Origin of the sequence: Bacillus sp. FSL K6-0993 (assembly GCF_037977205.1) — a bacterium.
GTDB classification, from domain to species: Bacteria; Bacillota; Bacilli; order Bacillales; family Bacillaceae; genus Bacillus; species Bacillus subtilis.
In genome coordinates this window covers 426,745-447,562 of the sequence record NZ_CP150275.1, presented here as the reverse complement: position 1 = coordinate 447,562, position 20,818 = coordinate 426,745, and the positions used below count along the sequence as shown (strand labels likewise).

At 46.9% G+C, this 20,818-nt stretch carries 23 protein-coding genes; 10 read left to right on the top strand and 13 right to left on the bottom strand.

Features of this window, described 5'->3' with window-relative positions; genetic code table 11:
- Positions 1 to 6: 6 nt before the first annotated feature.
- The gene (locus MHH79_RS02295; RefSeq protein WP_309529865.1) at positions 7 to 756 is read right to left on the bottom strand and encodes a phosphoglycolate phosphatase; all 750 of its coding nucleotides are present in this window, start codon (positions 754 to 756) and stop codon (positions 7 to 9) included.
- 132 nt (positions 757 to 888) lie between these two features.
- On the opposite strand from MHH79_RS02295, the gene MHH79_RS02290 reads away from it, so the two are divergent.
- Positions 889 to 1,053, top strand: a complete 165-nt coding sequence (locus MHH79_RS02290; RefSeq protein WP_003234425.1) for a hypothetical protein — start codon at positions 889 to 891, stop codon at positions 1,051 to 1,053.
- 32 nt (positions 1,054 to 1,085) lie between these two features.
- On the opposite strand, the gene MHH79_RS02285 is transcribed toward MHH79_RS02290, so the two are convergent.
- Positions 1,086 to 1,478 (bottom strand): 3-hydroxyacyl-ACP dehydratase FabZ family protein, encoded by a 393-nt coding sequence (locus MHH79_RS02285; protein WP_063336069.1) that lies wholly within the window; start codon positions 1,476 to 1,478, stop codon positions 1,086 to 1,088.
- A gap of 85 nt (positions 1,479 to 1,563) precedes the next feature.
- Between MHH79_RS02285 and MHH79_RS02280 the strand changes: the two genes are divergently transcribed.
- On the top strand, positions 1,564 to 2,172 hold the full coding sequence (locus tag MHH79_RS02280) for a dienelactone hydrolase family protein (RefSeq protein ID WP_063336068.1): 609 nt from the start codon (positions 1,564 to 1,566) through the stop codon (positions 2,170 to 2,172).
- 68 nt (positions 2,173 to 2,240) lie between these two features.
- Here the strand turns inward: MHH79_RS02280 and lepB are convergent, their stop codons facing one another.
- From lepB to MHH79_RS02250, 6 genes are all read right to left on the bottom strand, one after another.
- Complete coding sequence (gene lepB, locus MHH79_RS02275) at positions 2,241 to 2,804, bottom strand: signal peptidase I (RefSeq protein ID WP_015382785.1); 564 nt, start codon at positions 2,802 to 2,804, stop codon at positions 2,241 to 2,243.
- A 133-nt stretch (positions 2,805 to 2,937) separates the two neighbouring features.
- Positions 2,938 to 4,002, bottom strand: coding sequence for a tartrate dehydrogenase (locus MHH79_RS02270; RefSeq protein ID WP_003234436.1), 1,065 nt, complete (start codon positions 4,000 to 4,002; stop codon positions 2,938 to 2,940).
- Between the two features lie 90 nt (positions 4,003 to 4,092).
- Entirely contained in the window at positions 4,093 to 5,214 is a 1,122-nt protein-coding gene (locus MHH79_RS02265; protein WP_047182101.1) for a mannitol-1-phosphate 5-dehydrogenase, read from the bottom strand.
- A 1-nt stretch (position 5,215) separates the two neighbouring features.
- Entirely contained in the window at positions 5,216 to 5,647 is a 432-nt protein-coding gene (locus tag MHH79_RS02260) for a PTS sugar transporter subunit IIA (protein WP_003246714.1), read from the bottom strand.
- Positions 5,648 to 5,671: 24 nt separating this feature from the next.
- The gene (locus MHH79_RS02255) at positions 5,672 to 7,108 is read right to left on the bottom strand and encodes a PTS mannitol transporter subunit IICB (RefSeq protein ID WP_046340204.1); all 1,437 of its coding nucleotides are present in this window, start codon (positions 7,106 to 7,108) and stop codon (positions 5,672 to 5,674) included.
- A gap of 172 nt (positions 7,109 to 7,280) precedes the next feature.
- Positions 7,281 to 7,634 carry a hypothetical protein gene (locus tag MHH79_RS02250; protein ID WP_003234445.1) on the bottom strand — a complete coding sequence of 118 codons (354 nt, stop codon included), beginning with the start codon at positions 7,632 to 7,634 and terminating at the stop codon, positions 7,281 to 7,283.
- Between the two features lie 164 nt (positions 7,635 to 7,798).
- Here MHH79_RS02250 and ycnK point away from each other — a divergent pair, with 164 nt between their 5' ends.
- The 3 genes from ycnK to MHH79_RS02235 are packed head-to-tail and all read left to right on the top strand — an operon-like array spanning position 7,799 to position 10,658.
- On the top strand, positions 7,799 to 8,371 hold the full coding sequence (gene ycnK, locus MHH79_RS02245; RefSeq protein WP_015382781.1) for a copper uptake transcriptional regulator YcnK: 573 nt from the start codon (positions 7,799 to 7,801) through the stop codon (positions 8,369 to 8,371).
- A gap of 34 nt (positions 8,372 to 8,405) precedes the next feature.
- Positions 8,406 to 10,031 (top strand): copper transporter YcnJ, encoded by a 1,626-nt coding sequence (gene ycnJ / locus MHH79_RS02240; RefSeq protein ID WP_340035146.1) that lies wholly within the window; start codon positions 8,406 to 8,408, stop codon positions 10,029 to 10,031.
- Positions 10,032 to 10,043: 12 nt separating this feature from the next.
- Positions 10,044 to 10,658, top strand: coding sequence for a DUF1775 domain-containing protein (locus MHH79_RS02235; RefSeq protein ID WP_014475816.1), 615 nt, complete (start codon positions 10,044 to 10,046; stop codon positions 10,656 to 10,658).
- 44 nt (positions 10,659 to 10,702) lie between these two features.
- On the opposite strand, the gene gdh is transcribed toward MHH79_RS02235, so the two are convergent.
- The 4 genes from gdh to gabT form a co-directional block, all read right to left on the bottom strand.
- Positions 10,703 to 11,488, bottom strand: coding sequence for a glucose 1-dehydrogenase (gene gdh, locus MHH79_RS02230; protein WP_187957226.1), 786 nt, complete (start codon positions 11,486 to 11,488; stop codon positions 10,703 to 10,705).
- A gap of 19 nt (positions 11,489 to 11,507) precedes the next feature.
- Entirely contained in the window at positions 11,508 to 12,371 is an 864-nt protein-coding gene (gene glcU, locus MHH79_RS02225) for a glucose uptake protein GlcU (protein WP_003234455.1), read from the bottom strand.
- 123 nt (positions 12,372 to 12,494) lie between these two features.
- Positions 12,495 to 13,883, bottom strand: coding sequence for a succinate-semialdehyde dehydrogenase (gabD, locus tag MHH79_RS02220; protein ID WP_015382777.1), 1,389 nt, complete (start codon positions 13,881 to 13,883; stop codon positions 12,495 to 12,497).
- Between the two features lie 68 nt (positions 13,884 to 13,951).
- On the bottom strand, positions 13,952 to 15,262 hold the full coding sequence (gene gabT / locus MHH79_RS02215) for a 4-aminobutyrate--2-oxoglutarate transaminase (protein ID WP_340034968.1): 1,311 nt from the start codon (positions 15,260 to 15,262) through the stop codon (positions 13,952 to 13,954).
- Positions 15,263 to 15,368: 106 nt separating this feature from the next.
- Between gabT and gabR the strand changes: the two genes are divergently transcribed.
- A complete protein-coding gene (gene gabR / locus MHH79_RS02210; RefSeq protein ID WP_340034967.1) occupies positions 15,369 to 16,808 on the top strand; it encodes a transcriptional regulator GabR in 1,440 nt (479 codons plus the stop codon).
- A 1-nt stretch (position 16,809) separates the two neighbouring features.
- Here the strand turns inward: gabR and MHH79_RS02205 are convergent, their stop codons facing one another.
- Positions 16,810 to 17,124, bottom strand: coding sequence for a metalloregulator ArsR/SmtB family transcription factor (locus MHH79_RS02205; protein WP_003234476.1), 315 nt, complete (start codon positions 17,122 to 17,124; stop codon positions 16,810 to 16,812).
- A gap of 139 nt (positions 17,125 to 17,263) precedes the next feature.
- Between MHH79_RS02205 and MHH79_RS02200 the strand changes: the two genes are divergently transcribed.
- The 4 genes from MHH79_RS02200 to MHH79_RS02185 all read left to right on the top strand — a co-directional run bounded on the left by MHH79_RS02200 (position 17,264) and on the right by MHH79_RS02185 (position 20,797).
- Positions 17,264 to 17,551 carry a putative quinol monooxygenase gene (locus MHH79_RS02200; protein WP_003234477.1) on the top strand — a complete coding sequence of 96 codons (288 nt, stop codon included), beginning with the start codon at positions 17,264 to 17,266 and terminating at the stop codon, positions 17,549 to 17,551.
- Between the two features lie 16 nt (positions 17,552 to 17,567).
- Positions 17,568 to 18,317, top strand: a complete 750-nt coding sequence (nfsA, locus tag MHH79_RS02195; RefSeq protein WP_003234479.1) for an oxygen-insensitive NADPH nitroreductase — start codon at positions 17,568 to 17,570, stop codon at positions 18,315 to 18,317.
- A gap of 163 nt (positions 18,318 to 18,480) precedes the next feature.
- Positions 18,481 to 19,359 (top strand): TetR/AcrR family transcriptional regulator, encoded by an 879-nt coding sequence (locus MHH79_RS02190; RefSeq protein ID WP_003246592.1) that lies wholly within the window; start codon positions 18,481 to 18,483, stop codon positions 19,357 to 19,359.
- A gap of 19 nt (positions 19,360 to 19,378) precedes the next feature.
- Positions 19,379 to 20,797 carry an MDR family MFS transporter gene (locus MHH79_RS02185; RefSeq protein ID WP_123372799.1) on the top strand — a complete coding sequence of 473 codons (1,419 nt, stop codon included), beginning with the start codon at positions 19,379 to 19,381 and terminating at the stop codon, positions 20,795 to 20,797.
- Positions 20,798 to 20,818: the final 21 nt, after the last annotated feature.

Here is a 20,818-nt window from a genome sequence, read left to right as displayed (position 1 = left end):
TTTTTTTTATAGTACCCGATGGCGAATCGCTTTAGCGACACCATCCTCAATATTTGTATCCGTGATATAATCAGCCGTTTCTTTTACGATGTCTTGCGCATTGCCCATTGCGACGCCAAGACCCGCTTCTTTGATCATCGCAATGTCATTAAGGCTGTCACCCATCGCCATCACATTCTCCATTGTAAAGCCGAGTTTTTCCGTAACCTTGGCAAGGGCTGCAGCTTTGTTGATGCCAAGCGCGTTGACTTCAATGTTTGTCGGACTTGAATTTGTGATTTCGAGCTCTTTGTTTTTTCTCAGCTCCTCCAGCACTTCATTTCGGATATCATCATCCTCGATGTCAAAGCCGAATTTGAGCCATTCATGATCCGTAATGTTTTCCGGAAACTCGCCTCTCCATACTTTATTCACCGTAGAGGCCCAGAAATTAGTGTTGTGCTTATTCCGCAAATCCCACATCATTTGAATATGGTCCGTATGGAGCAGCTTCCGTTCCACCAAATTAAAATTCGAATCCCAAATTTCACTTCCGTTTGCCGTGATTAGAAAGGATGACAGCTTTAGCGATTCCGCCAGCTCCCGGCACGTCATCAGCGTCCGGCCCGTGCTGATCACCACATACACACCTTTATCCTCCGCTTCACGAATGGCTTTGCGGTTTTCATCCGAGATCAGCTGCTCGTCGTTCAGCAGTGTACCATCCATATCAATTGCGATCAGCTTGATATCTACATCTTCTCTTTGAACAGACATATATGTACCTCTCTTTATCTTTTTGTTGTGCTTCTCTCTATTCTAATACATTATACCCAGCGGGACAAAAAAGCGATTTCCTATGTTTGAGGAGAACGGATAAGAGGAAAACAAACGATGAGGTGATCAAACATGACAGAAAAAAAACAGCAAAACAAACCAAATGAAAACCCCGAGCACAACGACTTAACCGATCCGATTCCTAATGAAGAGCTGAAGGAAAATATGAATGATGAAAAACACAAACGCCAGCAAAGAGATAACTCTCAAAGCGAACGGGATTACGACACAAAATAGAACCCCTCACAAAATGTTGTGAAGGGTTTTTTTCATTTTTCAATATAGATGCCGATTTCAGCTTCAGCAACAGGCTGCTCTCCAACTGATGCCTTGGCATGTCCGAACACAAACCCGCGCCGATTGCGCGTGACTTCAAACGTAAGATCAAGCCGGTCACCGGGCACAGCTTCTCCCAGCTTTTCCGCTTTCTTCACCGAAGACAATAATCCCAAGCTGTTCTCATCTGTAATTCCTGTAAAAGCCGCGGTTTGCGCAAGCGCTTCAATCACAAGTGAAAACGGCATTTCTGTTTGCGTATCAGTGATAAACCAGTCGTTCTCACTAATCAGCTTATAAGCTGCCGCATGTTTGCCGGGCTCGCTATCCGTCACGTCATCAATAAACAAAAATGGATAGCGGTGAGGCAAAGATAATGAGTTCATTTTATATCTCCTTTTTTTGACCATTATATCTCAGCCTAAAGCGAAACGATAGGATATAATGGAAAAAACACAAAAGGAGGCCGTTATGTCCCCAAAACCGCTTGTCATTCTCGTACACGAAATATACGGTGTAAACAGCCATATGAAAAAGATGGGCCGGCTGATCAAAATGGCTGGATATGATGTGTTGACGCCCAACCTGCTCGGCGAAGATGAAGTCTACACACTGCAAGAAGAAAAAACGGCATACGAACAATTTACAAAACACGAACGGCTGAAAACGGGAGAAACCATCATCCAGAATGTGATCAGGCAAAACGCCGGACGGCACATCTTTGTGATTGGATTCAGCGTGGGGGCTACTATCGCATGGAAATGCAGCAGTATGCCTGAGGTGAGCGGATCGGTTTGTTATTACGGTTCCCGGATACGCGACTCTCTTCATCACGTGCCAGCCTGCCCGGTCCTATTGTTTTTCCCTAATTATGAGCCGTCGTTTGACGTAGCGCTTCTTATCAATAAACTGCGGGAAAAACAGCATACCCATCTTGAGATTTATCAATTCGATGCGCTTCACGGTTTCGCCAATCCTGATTCTGTTTATTTCAACAGGACCCTTTTCTTCCAAACGCTTTCTATCATAAAAAACGGGGCGGAAAAACGGCTCCGCCCTGTTTCATCAGAAATTTATTAATCGCTTACAGTGCTTTATTATCGCGTGTTTTGGTTCCATACGTTCCATGTTCTTTGTTGCACTGAGTTTTATTTTGCCTGTCTCATCTCACCGAATGGATAAAAGACGAGAGATTCAGTACCGATGATATCGTCCTCAGAAGGCATGCCCATTCCGTTTCTGCTATCCAGTGAATTGAGACGGTTATCTCCCATTACAAAATATTTACCGGTAGGAACCTCAACCTCGAAGTCACCCGTTAAGGTTACACCCGATTCTTTGACCTCTTGTTGTTGTTCCTTTAAGTACGGTTCTTCCACCTTTTTATCATTTATGTACAGCTGATCATTTTTCATTTTAATGCTGTCACCAGGCAAACCGATTAAACGTTTGACAAATGAGCGGCCGCTCTTTTTGTCATGAATGACTATGATGTCGCCTCTGTGAAACCCGCCAGTCCATTTGACTGCTTTATCAACCAGAATTCTTTCTGAGTCTTTAAGCGTTGGGGCCATTGATGATCCTTCAATAAGAAAAGGCTTGTAAAACACCAATCTGATCGTAAAAATGAGAGCTGCGATCATAATGATACTGAGTACAACGATCGTTTTGACTTTTCTTTTTTTCTTTAACGTGATTGTTTTTGCATTCAACTTCATTCACCCGATGCTTTCCTAAGAATTCCAAATTATTATACAGCATTTGGAACTGCTTGGTTAGACTTTCGTGGAAATTTTCGTAAGGAAATGGACAGGCCGGGGCAGCCATCTGCCCCGGCCTGATTCATCAGAGCTTTCTTAAGCGCGAACAGATTTCATCAGTGACCTCAGCCGTTGTGCTTTGTCCCCCAATGTCGCGTGTTTTGATGCCGTCGGCAGTCACTTGCTCCATTACATCCAGAATTTTCGCCCCCAATTCTTCCTCTCCGAAGTGGTCGAGCATCAGCTTCGCTGTCCAAATCTGGCCGATCGGATTGGCAAGGCCCTGTCCGGCAATGTCAGGAGCAGAGCCGTGAACCGGTTCAAACATGGACGGATATTTGCCGGATGGATTGATGTTCGCAGAAGGCGCAATGCCGATGCTTCCCATCAGGCTTGAGCTGATGTCGGTTAAAATATCACCGAACAAGTTGCTCGCCACAATGACATCAAACGTTTCCGGACGCGTCACAAAAAAAGCGGCCAGCGCATCAATATGCTGAGATGATGTTTCGATTCCGCTATAATCAGCGGCTGTCTGCTGAAAGACTTCATCCCAAAACGGCATCGCGTGATAAATGCCGTTAGACTTTGTGGCGCTTGTCACATGGCTGCGCCGTTTTTTCGCCAATTCGAAGGCAAAGCGCATGACACGTTCTGTCGCTTTTCTCGTAAACACGGCATTCTGGATGGCGATTTCATCATCGCCTCTGTGAATGCGCCCGCCGACTTCACTGTATTCACCTTCACTGTTCTCGCGAATCACCACGAAGTCAAAATCATTTGGATGCAGAAGCGGCGACGTAATGCCCGCCATTTGTTTGGCGGGTCTCATATTAATGGAAAGCTCAAGCTCCCTCCGGATTTTCAGCAGCAGTCCCCATAACGATATATGATCGGGAACCAGCTTCGGATTTCCGACGGCTCCCAAAAAAACCGCTTCAAATTGAGTAAGCGTATGTATTCCATCTTCGGGCATCATTTTGCCGTGCTCCAAGTAATAATCACAGCTCCATGGAAAAGCCGTGAATGAGAATGACAAACCTCCGTGTACCTCAGCCGCTGTATGAAGCACTTTCTCAGCAGCAGCTACAACCTCTTTTCCTACTCCGTCTCCTGGTATTGCCGCAATCTCGAATTGTTTCATCGTCATTCTCCTTCCCCTGTTTTCGTAAGCGCTTTCTATTATACTAGATTGCGAGATAGTAAAAAAAGCCCGTGACATTGTGTCACGGGTGGTCGGTTATTGATTAAGTTTCTTTAAAATGATGGCGTGCAACGGTTCATGGGACTGAATGCCGCACACCTCTTGAAGTACGCCGCTGTATCCTTTTTCTTCGATCAGCGCTTGCAGTTCAACCGCTTCAGGGTCACCGGTGAAATCGAAGCGCAGTGCTGCGGCAATTCCTTCCGCCAGTGCATTCGGTTCTTTTATTTTCTTTGCCGGGCCTACAAGTCTATCATTTTCTCCCAGTTTTCTGAGAGGTGACCTCGCTACGCGGGTCACATCGTCCGAAATGAAAGGATTTTCAAAGCGACCGATGATTTTTTTGATATATTGTTCGTGTTCAGTTTGCTTAAAGCCATACGATTTGACGAGATAGTCACCAGTTTCAAGCAGCGCCGAATGAACAACACGGCGGATTTCCGGATGATCGATTGCTTCTTTGACCGTTTTGAGTCCGCGCTGATAGCCGACATATGCTGTCACCGCGTGTCCGGTATTGACCGTAAACAGCTTCCGTTCGATGTACGGGGTTAAATCATCAACAAACAGTGCGCCGTTTATGACTGGTGTTTTCCCTTTAAAGCCTGATTCATCAATGACCCATTCGAAAAATGGTTCAACCGATACTTTCAGCGGGTCTTCATGATGCTGAATCGGGACGATCCGGTCAACGGCAGAATTCGGAAAACCTACCGTTTCACTGACGGATTTCTGCTCTGCTTCCGTTAAATGGCTGTATATTTCTTTCTTTAAGAAGCTGCTTCCGCCAATCATATTTTCGCAGGCAATGATATTCAGTGTGTTTGCAGCGTTTCTCCGTCTTAAACCTTCTGCGATCGACGGAGCAATCAGCTTCAGCACGTTCGGGCCGACAGCTGTTGTGATGAGCGCCGCCTCATTCATCAGCCGATACAGCTCTTCGGGCTGACTGCCGCTGTTAATCGCGCTGACCGGGCCAATGACCTCTGATGAACGTCCCTCTTCTGCCAGTTCGACTGTGTATTCTTTTTTTTCGTTGAGGAGGCTGACCATCGTGTCGTTTACATCCGCAAACACCACATCATAGCCGGAGTGGTGAAGCAGTGCGCCGATAAACCCTCTCCCGATATTTCCCGCACCGAAATGTAAGGCGATCATGTCAGTTCACCTCGTTGAAAATGGCGATCAAATCTTCTTCGCTTTTAGCGGAGATCAGGCGTTCAATATTTTCTTCTTCTGAGCAGATAATGGCGATATTAGACAAAATGTCTAAATGCTCATTATTTTTACCCGCAATGCCGAATACCACTTTTGCCGTGTTGCCTTCTCCGTACTCAACGCCCTCTGGAATCTGTATGATTGAAATCCCAGAGTGAAGCACTTCGCTTTTCGCTTCTTCTGTGCCGTGTGGAATGGCAATGAAATTCCCCATAAACGTAGAAGACGTTTCTTCACGTTCAAACATTTTGCTAATGTAATCCTCTGTCACGTAGCCGTTGTCAATCAGCGTCTGGCCTGCCAATTTGATGGCCTCTTCTTTTGATGATACCGTTTGATTGAGTTTAATATTTTCCTTTGCGAGTACTTGCATGAGTATCACTCTCTTTCTATAAGATTACTTTTTCAGCTTTTCAATCAGCTCGTCGTATTTCGGGCTGTTTAAGAAGTTATCCACTGATATGTGTGTCGCGTTCGGCAGCTTTGCTTTCGCGCGATCTGTTAAATCTTTGTGGGTGATGACAATATCCGCATCGCTTGGCAGAGTGTTAATGGCCGTGTTGGTCACACTAATGTCAAGTTCTGCTTTTTTCACCTTGTTTCTTAAGATGGATGCCCCCATCGCACTTGATCCCATTCCCGCATCACATGCAAAGATAATTTTGTTCACGCTTTCAGGAGACAGCTCAGACGCTTCCTCTGCTTTGGCTTGTTCCGCATCTAAAGCAGCTGCTGCCTGGCTTTTCTTCCCCTTCATGGACTGCATTTTTTCTGTTGCGGCAGCCAGGTCTTCTTCACTAGCTTTTGAGGATTTCAGGATCACTGCTGAAACGATGAACGATACAGCTGCAGCGACCAATACACCCGCTAATACGCCGAAATAGCCTCCTCTTGGCGTCATTGCCATCAATGCGATAATGCTTCCCGGTGACGCTGCCGCGACAAGTCCGGCATTAAAGATCGTAAACGTTAAGAGTCCGCTTGCTCCGCCGGCAATGGCTGCGAGAATCAGGGCCGGTTTCATCAGAATGTACGGGAAGTAAATCTCGTGAATCCCGCCGAAGAAATGGATGATCGCCGCACCAGGAGCCGTTGATTTTGAAGATCCTTTGCCAAAGAACATGTACGCCAGCAAAATGCCGAGCCCCGGTCCAGGGTTTGCTTCTACTAAAAACAGAATTGATTTTCCTGTTTGGGATGCTTGCTCGATTCCGATCGGGCTTAAGATTCCATGGTTAATGGCGTTGTTGAGGAACAACACTTTCGCCGGTTCTACAAAAACACTGGCTATCGGCAGTAAATTCGCGTGTACAATGACTTCCACACCAGCCGCCAGCAATTTATTTAGCGTCAGGACAACCGGGCCGATGGCGTAAAACGCGAGAATCGTTAAAGCCGCGCCGACAATCCCTGCCGTAAAGTTGTTGATCAGCATTTCAAAGCCTTGTTTGACTTTATCCTTGAATAATTTATCAGTCTGTTTAATGAGGTATCCGCCAAGCGGTCCCATAATCATTGCGCCTAAAAACATTGGAATATCCGATCCGACAATCACCCCAATTGCCGCTGTCGCTCCGACAACTCCGCCGCGGTGGTCGTAGATCATTTTTCCGCCTGTATACGCTATCAAAAGCGGCAATAAATACGTAATCATCGGGCTGACCAGCGTGTTCAGCTGTTCATTCGGAAACCATCCTGCCGGAATAAACAACGCGGTAATGATACCCCACGCGATAAACGCGCCGATATTCGGCATGATCATTCCGCTCAAATAACTCCCAAAGCGCTGCACTTTCACTTTCATGCCGCCTTGCTGCTGTTCTTGCTGCTGCATATATAAACCCTCCCTGTTTTGTTTGTCGCTGTAAGATACAAAAATATGCTCAGAGAATGATGCTTCCCTTTGACTCTATGTTAAAACGCTTACAGTCCCTATACAATTGAAAGTAAAGAGGACTTTGGCACATGACTGTGACAATTTTTTAAAAATAAAAAGGCTCCTGGTTTCAGGAGCCTTTTCTTTTTCCTCTATAAATAATGTTGCCGTTTTGAATCACGTACTTTGCGATCATTCGCTCACTCACAATAAAAACGGGATAGGCGCACACAAGCGCAAAAACAGCCATTGGCACGTGCTGTACGGCCGGCAGCATTGAACCTGCCGCATTGCGGAGGAGCAGCAAAAGATAAATGAGCAGCACAATGGCAGCTAATGATACCAGCATAATCGGAGCTGATACTTTATATTCATAAAGCCGTTCCCGGCAGTGTCCGCAGCGAAATTGACAAGGCACATTTGATGATCTGACCATGTCGCCTGTCAAAGGTTTGCCGCAGTTCGGGCATGGTGTTTCTTTCATAGGGTATTCCTCACTTTCTATTCCATATGTCTATTATACCAGAGTCCCTTCTGTTTCGTTTTGTTGCTGTTCAACACATTTTCACATTTTTTATCATCAGCTTACTTGTCTCTGTCTCTAAAATCCTCTACGCTTAAATAGATCTTAATGAAGAGGGTGTATGAATGCTTCCGATTAATAGACAGCAACACATACTGAAGTGGCTGAAAGAAGAAGGCGCGCTCAGAATTTCTGACATCAGCGCAAAGTTTGGCGTTTCGGAAATGACGGTATACAGAGATGTCAATCAGCTGGTTCAGTCAAATCAGGTCATTAAAACGGCCGGCGGCATCACGCTCCCCGCCAGAACACCTCAAACGGATCATATGTGCAGCTATTGCTTGAAGCCCGTCAATCAAGCTCATTCGGTTCAGCTGATTACGGTAAACCAAGACATTGAACAGCTATGCTGCGCACATTGTGCGTTTTTGCGTTATGCCGATAAAACGGAAGAGGTTTCACACTTGATTTGCAGAGATTTTCTGTTACAGACAACCGTCAGTGCCGGTTCGGCTTATTTCGTCGTAAATGCTGAATTAAACCTGCACTGCTGCCAGCCGCAGGCCATTCCGTTTGCGACACTTGACCATGCCGAACGATTTCAAAAAGGATTCGGCGGAGCCGTCCGCACTTTCGACCAAGCGCTGGAAGACATGCTTCAAGACAGAAAGAAACGCTGCACCTGCACCAAGAAATAACACAACACATACAGCGGAAGGTGGTGTCTGAGTGATGAAGCGAAACAGATGGTGGATCATCCTTCTGCTTTTTCTTGTTTTCCTGCCGAAAACAAGCTTTGCTCACGCCTATATTGTCAAATCTTCACCTGGGGAAAACAGCGAATTAAAAAGCGCCCCTGCGCAGGTGGAAATCGAATTTAATGAACCGATTGAAGAAGGGTTTCATTACATTAAAGTCTATAATTCAAACGGCGACCGTGTGGATACGGACAAGACTGAAATCAGAAAAGATAATCATCACATCATGACAGTGAAGCTGAAGAAGAATCTGTCTAAAGATGTGTACAGAGCGGAATGGAATGCCGTATCCGCGGACGGGCATCCTGTTTCCGGCGTCATTCCGTTCAGTATCGGGAAAGCGGATGGCGGATTCAGCAGCCAAAAAGCAGCCGATTCAGCGCTGAATCCGGGAACAGCAGCAGATCGCGCGATTCTGTATACAGCCCTATCTCTGTTTATCGGAACGGTTTTCTTCCATCTTTTCTGGTATAAAGGGAAATCAGAACAGCTCGTCAAACGGACGAGACGTATCCTGACCGGCTCGATCGCAGCACTGGGTCTGGCGCTTTTGCTTCAGCTTCCGATTCAGACAAAAGCGAACGCAGGCGGCGGCTGGGGCAGCTCATTCCAGCTGGGCTACATCAGAGAAACACTGTTTGAGACAGCAGGCGGCTCCATTTGGATCATACAGGCCGCGCTGTTCGTGCTGCTCGCATTGTCTGTAATCCCTGCGATACGGAAAAACCGCTTTTCATCCTTTGGCTATTGGACAGCGCCGCTCATTTTCTTTTTCGGTCTCCTGCTTGCCAAGGCGTTTACAGGGCATGCTGCTGTCGTTGAAGAAAAAACGGTCGGCATTTTGATGGATTTCCTTCATTTAACTTCCGCTTCCATCTGGGTCGGCGGAATAGCGGCACTTGTTTTGCTGCTCTCAAAAGAATGGAGGCAGCCTGACAAAACGCTCGCGTGGGAGACGGTCAGACGGTTCTCCCCATGGGCGCTCACTGCAGTCGGCGTCATTTTGTTTTCAGGCTTGCTCAATGGATTTTTCATCATTCGTTCAATGGATTCACTGTTCCATACAGCGTACGGCCAAGCTCTTTTAGTGAAAAGCGGGCTGTTTGTTTTCATGCTGGTCTTAGGTGCGTTTCATTTTCTGCTTACCAGAAAGCAGCGCCGCACAAGAATCAGCCAAACGTTGAAAGCGGAGTGGGCAATCGGCATCGCTGTATTGATCACAGCGGCCGTGTTTACAAGCCTGCCAAGCCCGCCTGAGCCAGCGCCGGAACCGTTCTACCAAACCAAAGCGATTGAGAACGGACAAAGCGTTTCTCTCAGCATCAGCCCAAACCAGCCCGGAAAAAATGTTTTTGAGCTGCGGGTCACCGACCATAACGGAGATCCCGTGAAAAACATCCAGCAAATCACGTTAACCGTTTATAAAACAGGCCTGTCAGGCAGCGAAAACAAAAGCACCTTTACATTAAAAGAAAAAACAAAAGGCGTCTTCCAGGATCAAAACCTGTCGATTAATGAAAAAGGAAACTGGAAGATCAAAGTCCACGGCCTAACCGGCGACTTTAACGAAATCAATATCATGTTTACAAAGACCAATTAAGGAGTGTTTACGTTGTTGAAAAAAATCGCATTGACACTATGTCCGGCTATTGTCGGCTCCCTCTTATTCTTTACGGCCCCTGCCAGCGCGCACGTTTCTGTAAAACCGGCTGAGTCTGCTGCAGGCTCTTGGGAAACATATACAATGAAGGTTCCTTCTGAGAAAAATCTGCCGACAACGAAGGTTGTCCTCAAAATGCCGAAGGATGTTGAATTCCAGCAATATGAGCCAATTCCGGGCTGGAAGGTTTCCACTCAAAAACATGATGACAAATCAGTGTCCGTGACATGGGAGGCGACTGATGGAGGCATTCAGGAAGGACAGTTCCAGCAGTTTACCTTTGTTGCCAAAAACCCTGACAAAGCGGAGGAAGCTGCTTGGGACGCATACCAATATTACAAAGACGGAAGCATTGTTGAGTGGACAGGTGACGAGGATGCCGATACACCTCATTCCATTACAAACATCACGTCTGCAAAACAAGTGACAGATGAGCACGGCGCCACGAAAACAGAAGACGATTCCGAAAACTCAGGTTCTTCAGCTCTAGACATTACAGCGATTGTGCTGTCTGCGGCTGCCATTATTTTATCTGTAGCAGCGCTTGTTAAGAAAAAACGCGCCTAATAAAGAAAGCGATCCAGATGTCATGTCTGGGTCGCTTTTTATGTTTAACCGCGGCCTGCCTGGAAAGCAGGATATTTCGTCATTCCGCCGTCCGCAAACAACGTGATGCCTGTAACATAGCTGGATTCCTTCGAAGCAAGCCACACTGCCACTGCGGCAATTTCCTCCGGTTCGCCGATATAGCCCATCGGGATCATGCTTTCTACATCTGCTTTCTGTTTAGGGTCAGCGAATTTTTCAGCATTGATTGGCGTGTTGATCGCACCTGGCCCGATATTGTTGACGCGAATGCCCTTCGGCGCGTATTCCAAAGCCAACGTTTCAGACATCAGCTTAATTCCGCCTTTACTAGCTGCATAGTGGACAAATAACGGCCACGGAATCCTTTCATGCACGCTGGACATGTTGATGACATTTCCCTTGATATCGTTTTCTACGAAATATTTAATCGCTTCACGGCTTCCTAAAAAGGCACCTGTTAAGTTCGTGCCGATGACTTTATCCCAATCCTTAAGCGGCATTTCATGAGATGGCACAGGATTTTCAAGACCCGCATTATTAATCATAATATCGAGTGTGCCGAACTCTTTAATTGCCGTTTGCACGATATTTTTTACATCTTCCTCTTTCGTGACATCTCCTTGGACGATAACAGCCTCACCGCCCGCCTTGATGACTTCTTCTTTTACCTCGTTCGGATCTTGTTTATTACTATAATAGTTAATGACCACTTTTGCCTGCTCCTTGCCGAAGCGAATGGCCATTGCCTTTCCGAGCCCTGAAGCAGCTCCTGTAATAGCGACGACTTTTCCTTTTAAATCCGGATACATATACATCCTCCTCCATTTGTTATGAATTTGTTTTGGCGATTCCTAAGAATACGGCGGCGGCAATAATCAGGATAATCCCGATCGCAATTGCTATAAGCTGGCGTTTCGTTTTCTTTTCACGCAGGATGAAAATACCGCCGAGCGTAGAAATGACAATTCCCATTTGTGAAAGGGAAAAGCTCGTTGCAACGCCGACTCGCGGCTGAGAAATAAACAAAAACATATTTCCGCCTGCCCAGATTAACCCTGGGAGAATATTTCTGATCGCATACTTGTTAAAGGGTTTGTGTCTATAGGTTAAAACTAACCCCCCGACCACCATGCCAATTGCCTGTGGCAGCAGCGCGGACCAGCCGGACACATTGAATAATCTAGCCACGACTACATAAACCAAATAACCAAGAGTCGAAACAAGGAGAATCAAAATGCCCTTTTTCAAATTGCTTGGCTCGCCCTCTTTTTTATCATTCTTATCTTCCAAGGACGTGAGAATGATTCCCACAATGATAAAGATCAAAGCGAGAACGCCAAGCGTAATCGCAATCGGTGTTGACCATTCGCGGAACACGATCACACCGAACAGCGAGGTGGAAACGAGCTGCATTCCTGTGGAAATCGGCATTGTTTTCGACACGCCCATCAATTGAATGCTTTTCAGCTGGTTGGCCTGTCCAAGTGACCAAAATAAGCCGGATACGATTCCAACAATAAAAATGCGAAGTGACAGAACGGGCTGAACAAAAAAGTAAATAACGATAGAAACAATGAGTGCCCCGATCGTCGTTCCCAGTGTCTGGCTGTACGGCCCGCCGCCTAATTTCACATTGAAGAGAACAATGCTCCCCCAAAACAAAGCCGGGAGAAGAGCCAATAATAAATCCATTGTTGGGGAACCTTCTTTCAAAATGTATTTGCTGTTATTTTGGCTGGAATTGTTGTGATTATTCGCCGGAACACAAAAAGAGCTGCCGGAAAATCCGGCAGCTCTCAGGAGCGTGCATTCTTTTTATAAACCGATGGACAAATATTTTGTTTCAAGGTACGGCTCGATACCTTCTGAACCGCCTTCACGGCCGATGCCGCTTTCTTTCATTCCGCCGAATGGCGCTTGAACCGCTGACGGTCCGCCGTCATTCCAGCCGATAATGCCATACTCTAGATTCTCGGAAATATAGATGCCGCGGCGGTAGTTTTCTGTGAAGAAGTAAGCAGCCAAGCCATACGGTGTATCGTTGGCAAGCTGAATCGCTTCATCAATATCAGAAAACGTGACGATCGGGGCGACCGGGCCGAATGTTTCCTCATGCATGATGTTCATGGACGTATCGACATCGGTGAGCACTGTCGGATTCACAAAGTAGCACCCTTTGTCATCGTTTCGGTCATATGTGCCCCCAGCAATCACTTTCGCGCCTTTTTCAACCGCATCATCTATTTGGCTGACGATTTTTTCGAAGCCTCGTTTGTTGATAATCGGGCCGACATTGACGCCTTCCTCAAGTCCATTTCCGACTTTCAGCTTAGACACTTGCTCGCTCAGTTTCGCAGCAAATTCATCTTTAATGGATTCATGAACGATCAGGCGGTTGGCACATACGCAGGTTTGGCCGGCGTTTCGGTATTTGGACGCCATCGCCTGTTCAACGGCAAGGTCAATGTCCGCATCTTCATCTACGATCAGCGGGGCGTGTCCGCCGAGCTCCATTGAGACGTGCTTTACGGTGTCCGCGCTGTTTTTCATAAGGATTTTCCCTACAGGTGTTGAGCCTGTGAACGTGATTTTGCGGATTTTCGGACTGCTTGTGAACACATTTCCGATTTCTTCTCCATCGCCGATCACAACCTGAAGAACATCCTTCGGAATGCCCGCTTCATATGCGAGGCGCGCTAGTTCATAAGCAGACAGCGGTGTGTCCGGCGCCGGCTTGATGATAAATGTACAGCCGGCGGCAAGAGCAGGCGCCGCTTTACGTGTAATCATCGCATTCGGGAAATTCCAGGGCGTGATAGCAGCAACGGGGCCGACCGGCTGGCGTGTGACAACAATTCGTTTACCAGTTGTCGGGGCCGGGACCGTTCTTCCGTACACACGCTTCGCTTCCTCTGCGAACCATTCGATATAGCCTGCGCCGTAAAGTACCTCGCCGACTGCTTCCTGGTAGGGTTTTCCGTTTTCCTTTGTAATTAAATCTGCAAGCTCTTCTTTATGTTCAACAATCAGCTCATACCATTTTTTCAAAAGAGACGCTCTTTCGTTCGCTGATGTTTTAGACCACGTTTTAAACGCTTGATGTGAACGTTCAATGGCTTCTTCTACCTCTGTGGCTGATTGCTGAGGAATCGTTTTGATCTCCTCGCCCGTAGCCGGGTTGTAGACCGTTAATTGATCTGGCATATTGAACATTCCTTTCTTTTCATGATTACTTAAAATGATAGCAGACCCAGCCGTTTTCTTTCCAATGATTAAGCTCGCAGGCCCGCCTCCAAGATGCTGAGCCCTTCATTTAAAAGGCTGTCTGAGATGACGAGCGGTGTCAAAAAGCGGATGATATTACCGTTAATTCCCGCTGTCAGCAAAAGTAATCCGTTTTGATTCGCATAGGCCGCGATCGCTGCTGCTTTTGCTTTATCAGGCTCACGCGTGTCTGGATCCTTGACGATTTCGATTGCGGCCATCGCCCCGAGTCTGCGGATGTCACCGATGAACGGGAATTCTTTTTTCCACTCATATGCCCTGTCTTCAATGATTTTGCCAATTTCTTCAGATCGCTCATTCAGTCCTTCTTCTTCGATAATATCCAAGACTGCCAAAGCCGAAGCGCAGCCGAGCGGGCTGCCGGCATACGTGCCGCCCAGCTCCCCTGGCGCTGCCGTATCAAGCATTTCCGCACGCCCGATTACACCGCTTAATGGCAGGCCTGCCGCAAGCGATTTAGAAACCGTGATCAGATCGGGCACTACATCAAAGTGCTCAATTGCGAAATAAGTGCCAGTTCTGGCAAAGCCGGTTTGGATTTCATCAGCAACAAAAACAATGCCGTGTTCTTTGCAGAATGAAGCGACGTGCTGTACGAACCGTTTCGAAGGAATAATAAACCCGCCTTCTCCCTGCACCGGCTCCATCACGACACACGCCACCGTTTCAGGCGCCACTGAAGCGATAAAGAAATCATTGAATGCTTGAATGACCATATCGTCATAGCTTTCATCACTCATGCCGGCCGGCTTCTGATAATAATAAGGGAACGGCGCTTGATAAACCTCTGGCGCAAAAGGCCCGAAACCGAATTTATAAGGTTTTACCTTGCTTGTCATGCTCATCGTCATATTCGTGCGCCCGTGAAACCCGCGTGTAAACGAGACAACGCCTTGGCGCTTTGTATACTTTCTGGCGATTTTCACAGCGTTTTCGACTGCTTCCGCCCCTGAGTTAAGAAAAATCGCTTTTTTCTCATGGCTGCCCGGTGCAATGCCGCACAGTTTTTCGGCTAACTCGATATAAGTCGGGTACATCATGACATTAAAGCCAGGATGAATCAGCTCCTCTGTCTGCCGCTTCACAGCCTCAACCACCTTCGGATGCGAGTGTCCGACATTTAACGTGCCGATGGCGCCTGCAAAATCAATAAATCTCCGGCCGTCCAGATCGTACAGCTCGGCCCCTTCTCCTTTGACCGCCAGACTGCGGTTGCCGTTGCTCACACCTTTTGACACAAATTGATCCCGTTTTTTCTGCCATTGTGCAGTTGTGATGCTTGCTGTTGTTTGACTCATGTGAATATCCCCCTGTCGGTATTTTCTTATCATTCTGACTTCTCTTTGGTATGATGAAAAGTACCAATTATAACTTTTTGATGGTATCAGAAGGAGAAACTACAAAATGGATATCACAATTACACTCGATCGTTCAGAGCAAGCCGATTATATCTATCAGCAAATTTATCAAAAGCTGAAAAAAGAAATCCTCAGCCGCAATCTGCTGCCTCACTCGAAGGTTCCCTCCAAGCGGGAACTGGCTGAAAATCTCAAGGTCAGCGTAAATTCAGTGAATTCAGCCTATCAGCAGCTGCTGGCTGAAGGGTATTTGTACGCCATTGAACGAAAGGGTTTCTTCGTGGAGGAACTAGACATGTTTTCCGCCGAGGAGCACCCTCCATTTGCACTGCCGGATGATCTAAAAGAGATTCACATCGACCAGAGTGATTGGATATCGTTTTCACACATGAGTTCCGATACAGACCATTTTCCGATCAAAAGCTGGTTCCGCTGCGAGCAAAAAGCGGCCTCCCGCTCATACCGCACGCTCGGCAATATGTCACATCCGCAAGGGATATATGAAGTGAGAGCGGCCATTACCAGGCTCATTTCCCTGACGAGGGGTGTAAAATGCAGGCCGGAACAAATGATCATAGGGGCAGGCACACAGGTGCTCATGCAGCTGTTGACTGAGCTTTTACCCAAGGAAGCCGTGTATGCGATGGAGGAGCCTGGCTACAGGCGCATGTATCAGCTTTTGAAGAATGCCGGAAAACAAGTCAAGACGATCATGCTGGATGAAAAGGGCATGTCGATTGCTGAAATCACCAGACAGCAGCCAGATGTGCTGGTGACCACCCCGTCGCATCAGTTTCCGTCCGGAACGATTATGCCTGTATCCAGAAGAATTCAGCTGCTGAACTGGGCAGCCGAGGAGCCGCGCCGATATATCATTGAGGACGATTATGATAGTGAATTCACATATGATGTAGACAGTATTCCGGCGCTGCAAAGCCTCGACCGTTTTCAAAATGTCATCTATATGGGAACCTTTTCAAAGTCCCTTCTCCCCGGCTTGCGGATCAGCTATATGGTGTTGCCGCCTGAGCTGTTGAGGGCATACAAACAGCGAGGCTATGATCTGCAGACTTGCTCATCACTTACACAGCTCACCCTGCAGGAATTTATCGAGTCTGGTGAATATCAGAAGCATATAAAAAAAATGAAGCAGCATTATAAAGAAAAGAGAGAACGCCTGATCACCGCTTTAGAAGCAAAGTTCAGCGGAGAGGTTACCGTAAAAGGGGCAAATGCGGGGCTGCATTTTGTTACCGAATTTGATACCAGGCGCACCGAACAAGACATCCTGTCACATGCTGCCGGGCTGCAGCTTGAAATATTCGGAATGAGCCGATTTAACTTGAAGGAAAACAAGCGGCAAACGGGCAGGCCTGCTCTCATTATCGGCTTTGCACGGCTGAAGGAAGAAGATATTCAGGAGGGTGTGCAGCGGCTTTTCAAAGCTGTTTACGGACATAAAAAAATCCCCGTTACAGGGGATTGATTCACCAGCGGTCCTGGTCTACATTCAGCACGGCTTCAAGCAGGCCCGGAAATGCCTTTTCAAGGTCTTCAGCGCGAAGCGAATAATACCGGCGCTTTCCTTCTATCCGAACTTGAGCGATGCCTGATTCTCTCAAAACTTTAAAATGATGCGACAAAGTCGATTTGGCAACCTGCACATCTGCACAGGTGCTGCACGTTTTTTCTTTTGCTTCAGCTAATTGCTTGACGAGCTCTAAACGAAGCGGATCACTAAGTGCATGAAGAACCTTTGTCAGCTGCAATGTTTCTGTTTCTGGATGGTTTGGAATGTTCATGACACAAATGTATCACACAACAATTAGAATGACAATTTTACTATATAAGGGTTTTTCCTTTACCTCATTTAGAATACATGTTACATTTAGTTCGATGAAATTCGAACAATAAATTCGCATAACGACGGAGGAGATTTACATGATCGTATTACAAGCTTACATCAAAGTAAAACCAGAAAAACGCGAGGAATTTTTGAGCGAGGCTCAATCACTTGTTCAGCATTCAAGAGCTGAGGAAGGCAACGCGCAATACGACCTATTCGAAAAAGTAGGCGAAGAAAATACATTTGTCATGCTTGAAAAATGGAAAGATGAAGCGGCAATGAAATTCCATAACGAAACTGCGCATTTCCAAGGGTTTGTCGCAAAAGGAAAAGAACTGCTGAGCGCCCCTCTTGATGTTGTCCGCACAGAGCTTAGCGAGTAAAGAAAGGGTGTCCCATATGAATGAAGTGATTAAATCTTTAACAGACCACCGCTCGATTCGCAGCTACACAGATGAGCCTGTAGCTCAGGAGCAATTGGACCAAATCATTGAAGCGGTGCAATCAGCCCCTTCTTCTATCAACGGACAGCAAGTGACTGTGATCACAGTCCAGGATAAAGAGCGCAAAAAGAAAATCTCCGAGCTGGCAGGCGGCCAGCCATGGATCGATCAAGCTCCTGTTTTCCTGCTGTTCTGCGCAGATTTCAACCGGGCCAAAATTGCGCTTGAAGATCTGCATGATTTCAAAATGGAAATCACAAATGGATTGGAATCTGTTCTTGTCGGCGCAGTAGACGCTGGTATTGCCCTCGGCACAGCAACAGCAGCGGCTGAGTCACTCGGACTTGGCACAGTTCCGATCGGTGCGGTTCGCGGAAACCCTCAAGAGCTGATCGAACTGCTTGAGCTTCCAAAATACGTGTTCCCTTTATCCGGCCTTGTCATTGGGCATCCTGCCGACCGTTCAGCGAAAAAACCGCGCTTGCCGCAGGAAGCTGTCAATCATCAGGAAACTTATTTGAATCAGGATGAGCTGACGTCTCACATTCAGGCATACGACGAACAGATGTCTGAATACATGAATAAACGGACAAACGGAAAAGAAACAAGAAATTGGTCACAGAGCATCGCTTCCTACTATGAGCGCCTGTACTATCCGCACATCCGTGAAATGCTTGAAAAACAAGGATTTAAAGTTGAAAAATAAGCTCTTATTCGGCCTGTCGGATTTTCCGGCAGGCCTTTCATTTACCCGGTTAAAATCCATTGACTTCTATTTTGTTTATTTGGTAAAATTTTTTCATAGTTACTCATTGGTTTTCTGTGAACCAATGGGTTTTCTAATGTTCAAGAAAGAAGGAAGCCATGAGATGCTTGATAAAAAAACAGATATCTTGTTAGCCGCGCGAAAGCTTTTTTCGGAAAAGGATTTTACGTCGGTTTCCATGCAGGCGATCGCAGAAGAATGTAAGATGTCAAAAGCTTCGATATATAAGCTATTCCAATCTAAAGAAGATCTGCTTTTGGAGCTGCTGTCATTTAACCAGAAGCAAATGGTGGCCGCAGCCTCAAGACTTCAGGAAAATACCGCACTTACACCGGAGGAGCGTTTGACGCAAAAGGTCAAAATGGAACTGGAGGGCTTCAGGCGGAATCAGCAGTTTTTCAATATGCTGACCTACGGAAACCCCAAGCTGCATAATGACCGGGTCAAACAGCATATCCATCAGACCAGATCGACGATTATCTGCTGGCACCGCGATTCGCTGATCCAGGCGTATGGAGAAACCATTCTCCCGTTTGTGTGGGATTTGGTCATCATTCTTCACGGCATGATGCGTGAGTTTTTAATGCTGATCAAAATCGAGGAAAAACCGCTTGAGCTTGACCCGATCGCAGAGTTTATCATCAGCACCCTCAATCAGATTATCAAAAACAGGGAAACCCGCCAGTCTCTTCTTCCGCCCGAAGCCATCGAGCTTTATATTCATTCAGCATCCTCCTACAAGCCAAAGGATAAATCAGTCCTATTATCGGAAAGCCTGAAGGAATTACATAAAGGCATCTCTTCCCTGTCCGCCGCGGACTATGACGTAGATGAACTGACATCCGCAGCCGCCATGCTGGAGGAAGAAGCGAAGAAGGAAGAACCCCGCGCTTTTTTACTCAAATCACTGATTGGCTATCTGGAACAAACCGGTGTTTTAACACAGCCCGTTTCCATGTTAAAAACACTGTTAATTACTTAGAGAAAAGAAGGGATATGTATTGAACACAAGTATTGAACAAAAACCTTTTAACCGTTCTGTCATTGTCGGCATTTTGTTAGCCGGAGCGTTTGTGGCGATTTTGAACCAGACATTGTTGATTACCGCACTTCCCCATATCATGAGGGATTTCAATGTCGATGCCAACCAAGCACAATGGCTGACCACATCATTTATGTTAACCAACGGGATTTTAATTCCGATTACCGCGTTTTTAATTGAGAGATTCACAAGCCGGGCGCTGCTCATCACAGCAATGAGCATTTTCACTGCCGGAACAGTCGTCGGAGCGTTCGCGCCGAACTTCCCGGTTCTGCTGACAGCGCGTATCATTCAAGCGGCCGGAGCCGGCATTATGATGCCGCTCATGCAGACTGTATTCCTGACAATCTTTCCGATTGAAAAGCGCGGCCAGGCTATGGGTATGGTCGGATTGGTCATCTCATTCGCGCCTGCGATCGGACCGACTCTTTCCGGATGGGCTGTCGAAGCTTTCTCTTGGAGATCATTGTTTTATATTATTCTTCCGTTTGCTGTGATTGATTTGATTCTTGCCAGCATCCTGATGAAAAACGTGACGACTTTAAGAAAAACACAGATTGATATTTTATCAGTCATCCTTTCAACATTTGGATTCGGCGGCCTTCTGTACGGCTTCTCAAGCGTCGGCTCTTACGGCTGGTCCAGTTCAACCGTCTTGATTTCACTGCTGGTGGGTGTCATCGCGCTGCTCTTGTTTATCACAAGACAAATGAAGCTTGAAAAACCGATGCTGGAATTCCGCGTCTTCACGTTTGGCGTTTTCAGCTTAACAACACTGCTGGGAACCCTCGTCTTTGCATTATTGATCGGTACGGAAACCATCCTGCCGCTTTATACACAAAATGTCAGAGACGTCACAGCTTTTGATACAGGGCTTATGCTCCTTCCGGGAGCCGTTGTGATGGGCTTTATGTCGCCAATTATCGGCAGAATTTTTGACCGTGTCGGCGGAAGAGGGCTGGCGATTGCCGGTTTCTGCATCATCTTCCTGACATCTCTGCCGTTTATGCAGCTGACTGACCATACGTCACTCGCTTGGATTGTCGTTTTATACACTGTTCGTCTCTTAGGCACCGCCATGATCATGATGCCGGTGACAACAGCCGGAATCAACGCGCTGCCGCGCCACTTGATTCCGCACGGAACTGCGATGAACAACACGATTCGCCAAGTCGGCGGCTCGATCGGAACCGCACTATTGGTTTCCGTGATGAGCAACCAGGCGGCACATGCAGGCACGACAAATGTGAAGCACGCCGCCCTGCACGGCATGAACGCCGCTTTTATTGTGGCTGCCGTCATTGCACTTGTCGGCTTCCTTCTCTCATTCACATTAAAGAAACCACAGCGCCCTGCCGAACAGCAGCCGGCACGCTGATTAACAAAAAAAGAGCCCCGC

Coding starts and splice junctions, on each gene's coding strand:
- MHH79_RS02295 (WP_309529865.1), bottom strand. CDS start 756: ATGTCTGTTCAAAGAGAAGATGTAGATATCAAGCTGATCGCAATTGAT.
- MHH79_RS02290 (WP_003234425.1), top strand. CDS start 889: ATGACAGAAAAAAAACAGCAAAACAAACCAAATGAAAACCCCGAGCAC.
- MHH79_RS02285 (WP_063336069.1), bottom strand. CDS start 1,478: ATGAACTCATTATCTTTGCCTCACCGCTATCCATTTTTGTTTATTGAT.
- MHH79_RS02280 (WP_063336068.1), top strand. CDS start 1,564: ATGTCCCCAAAACCGCTTGTCATTCTCGTACACGAAATATACGGTGTA.
- MHH79_RS02270 (WP_003234436.1), bottom strand. CDS start 4,002: ATGACGATGAAACAATTCGAGATTGCGGCAATACCAGGAGACGGAGTA.
- MHH79_RS02265 (WP_047182101.1), bottom strand. CDS start 5,214: ATGATCGCCTTACATTTCGGTGCGGGAAATATCGGGAGAGGGTTTATC.
- MHH79_RS02260 (WP_003246714.1), bottom strand. CDS start 5,647: ATGCAAGTACTCGCAAAGGAAAATATTAAACTCAATCAAACGGTATCA.
- MHH79_RS02255 (WP_046340204.1), bottom strand. CDS start 7,108: ATGCAGCAGCAAGAACAGCAGCAAGGCGGCATGAAAGTGAAAGTGCAG.
- MHH79_RS02250 (WP_003234445.1), bottom strand. CDS start 7,634: ATGAAAGAAACACCATGCCCGAACTGCGGCAAACCTTTGACAGGCGAC.
- ycnK (WP_015382781.1), top strand. CDS start 7,799: ATGCTTCCGATTAATAGACAGCAACACATACTGAAGTGGCTGAAAGAA.
- ycnJ (WP_340035146.1), top strand. CDS start 8,406: ATGAAGCGAAACAGATGGTGGATCATCCTTCTGCTTTTTCTTGTTTTC.
- gdh (WP_187957226.1), bottom strand. CDS start 11,488: ATGTATCCGGATTTAAAAGGAAAAGTCGTCGCTATTACAGGAGCTGCT.
- glcU (WP_003234455.1), bottom strand. CDS start 12,371: ATGGATTTATTATTGGCTCTTCTCCCGGCTTTGTTTTGGGGGAGCATT.
- gabD (WP_015382777.1), bottom strand. CDS start 13,883: ATGCCAGATCAATTAACGGTCTACAACCCGGCTACGGGCGAGGAGATC.
- gabT (WP_340034968.1), bottom strand. CDS start 15,262: ATGAGTCAAACAACAGCAAGCATCACAACTGCACAATGGCAGAAAAAA.
- gabR (WP_340034967.1), top strand. CDS start 15,369: ATGGATATCACAATTACACTCGATCGTTCAGAGCAAGCCGATTATATC.
- MHH79_RS02205 (WP_003234476.1), bottom strand. CDS start 17,124: ATGAACATTCCAAACCATCCAGAAACAGAAACATTGCAGCTGACAAAG.
- MHH79_RS02200 (WP_003234477.1), top strand. CDS start 17,264: ATGATCGTATTACAAGCTTACATCAAAGTAAAACCAGAAAAACGCGAG.
- nfsA (WP_003234479.1), top strand. CDS start 17,568: ATGAATGAAGTGATTAAATCTTTAACAGACCACCGCTCGATTCGCAGC.
- MHH79_RS02190 (WP_003246592.1), top strand. CDS start 18,481: ATGCTTGATAAAAAAACAGATATCTTGTTAGCCGCGCGAAAGCTTTTT.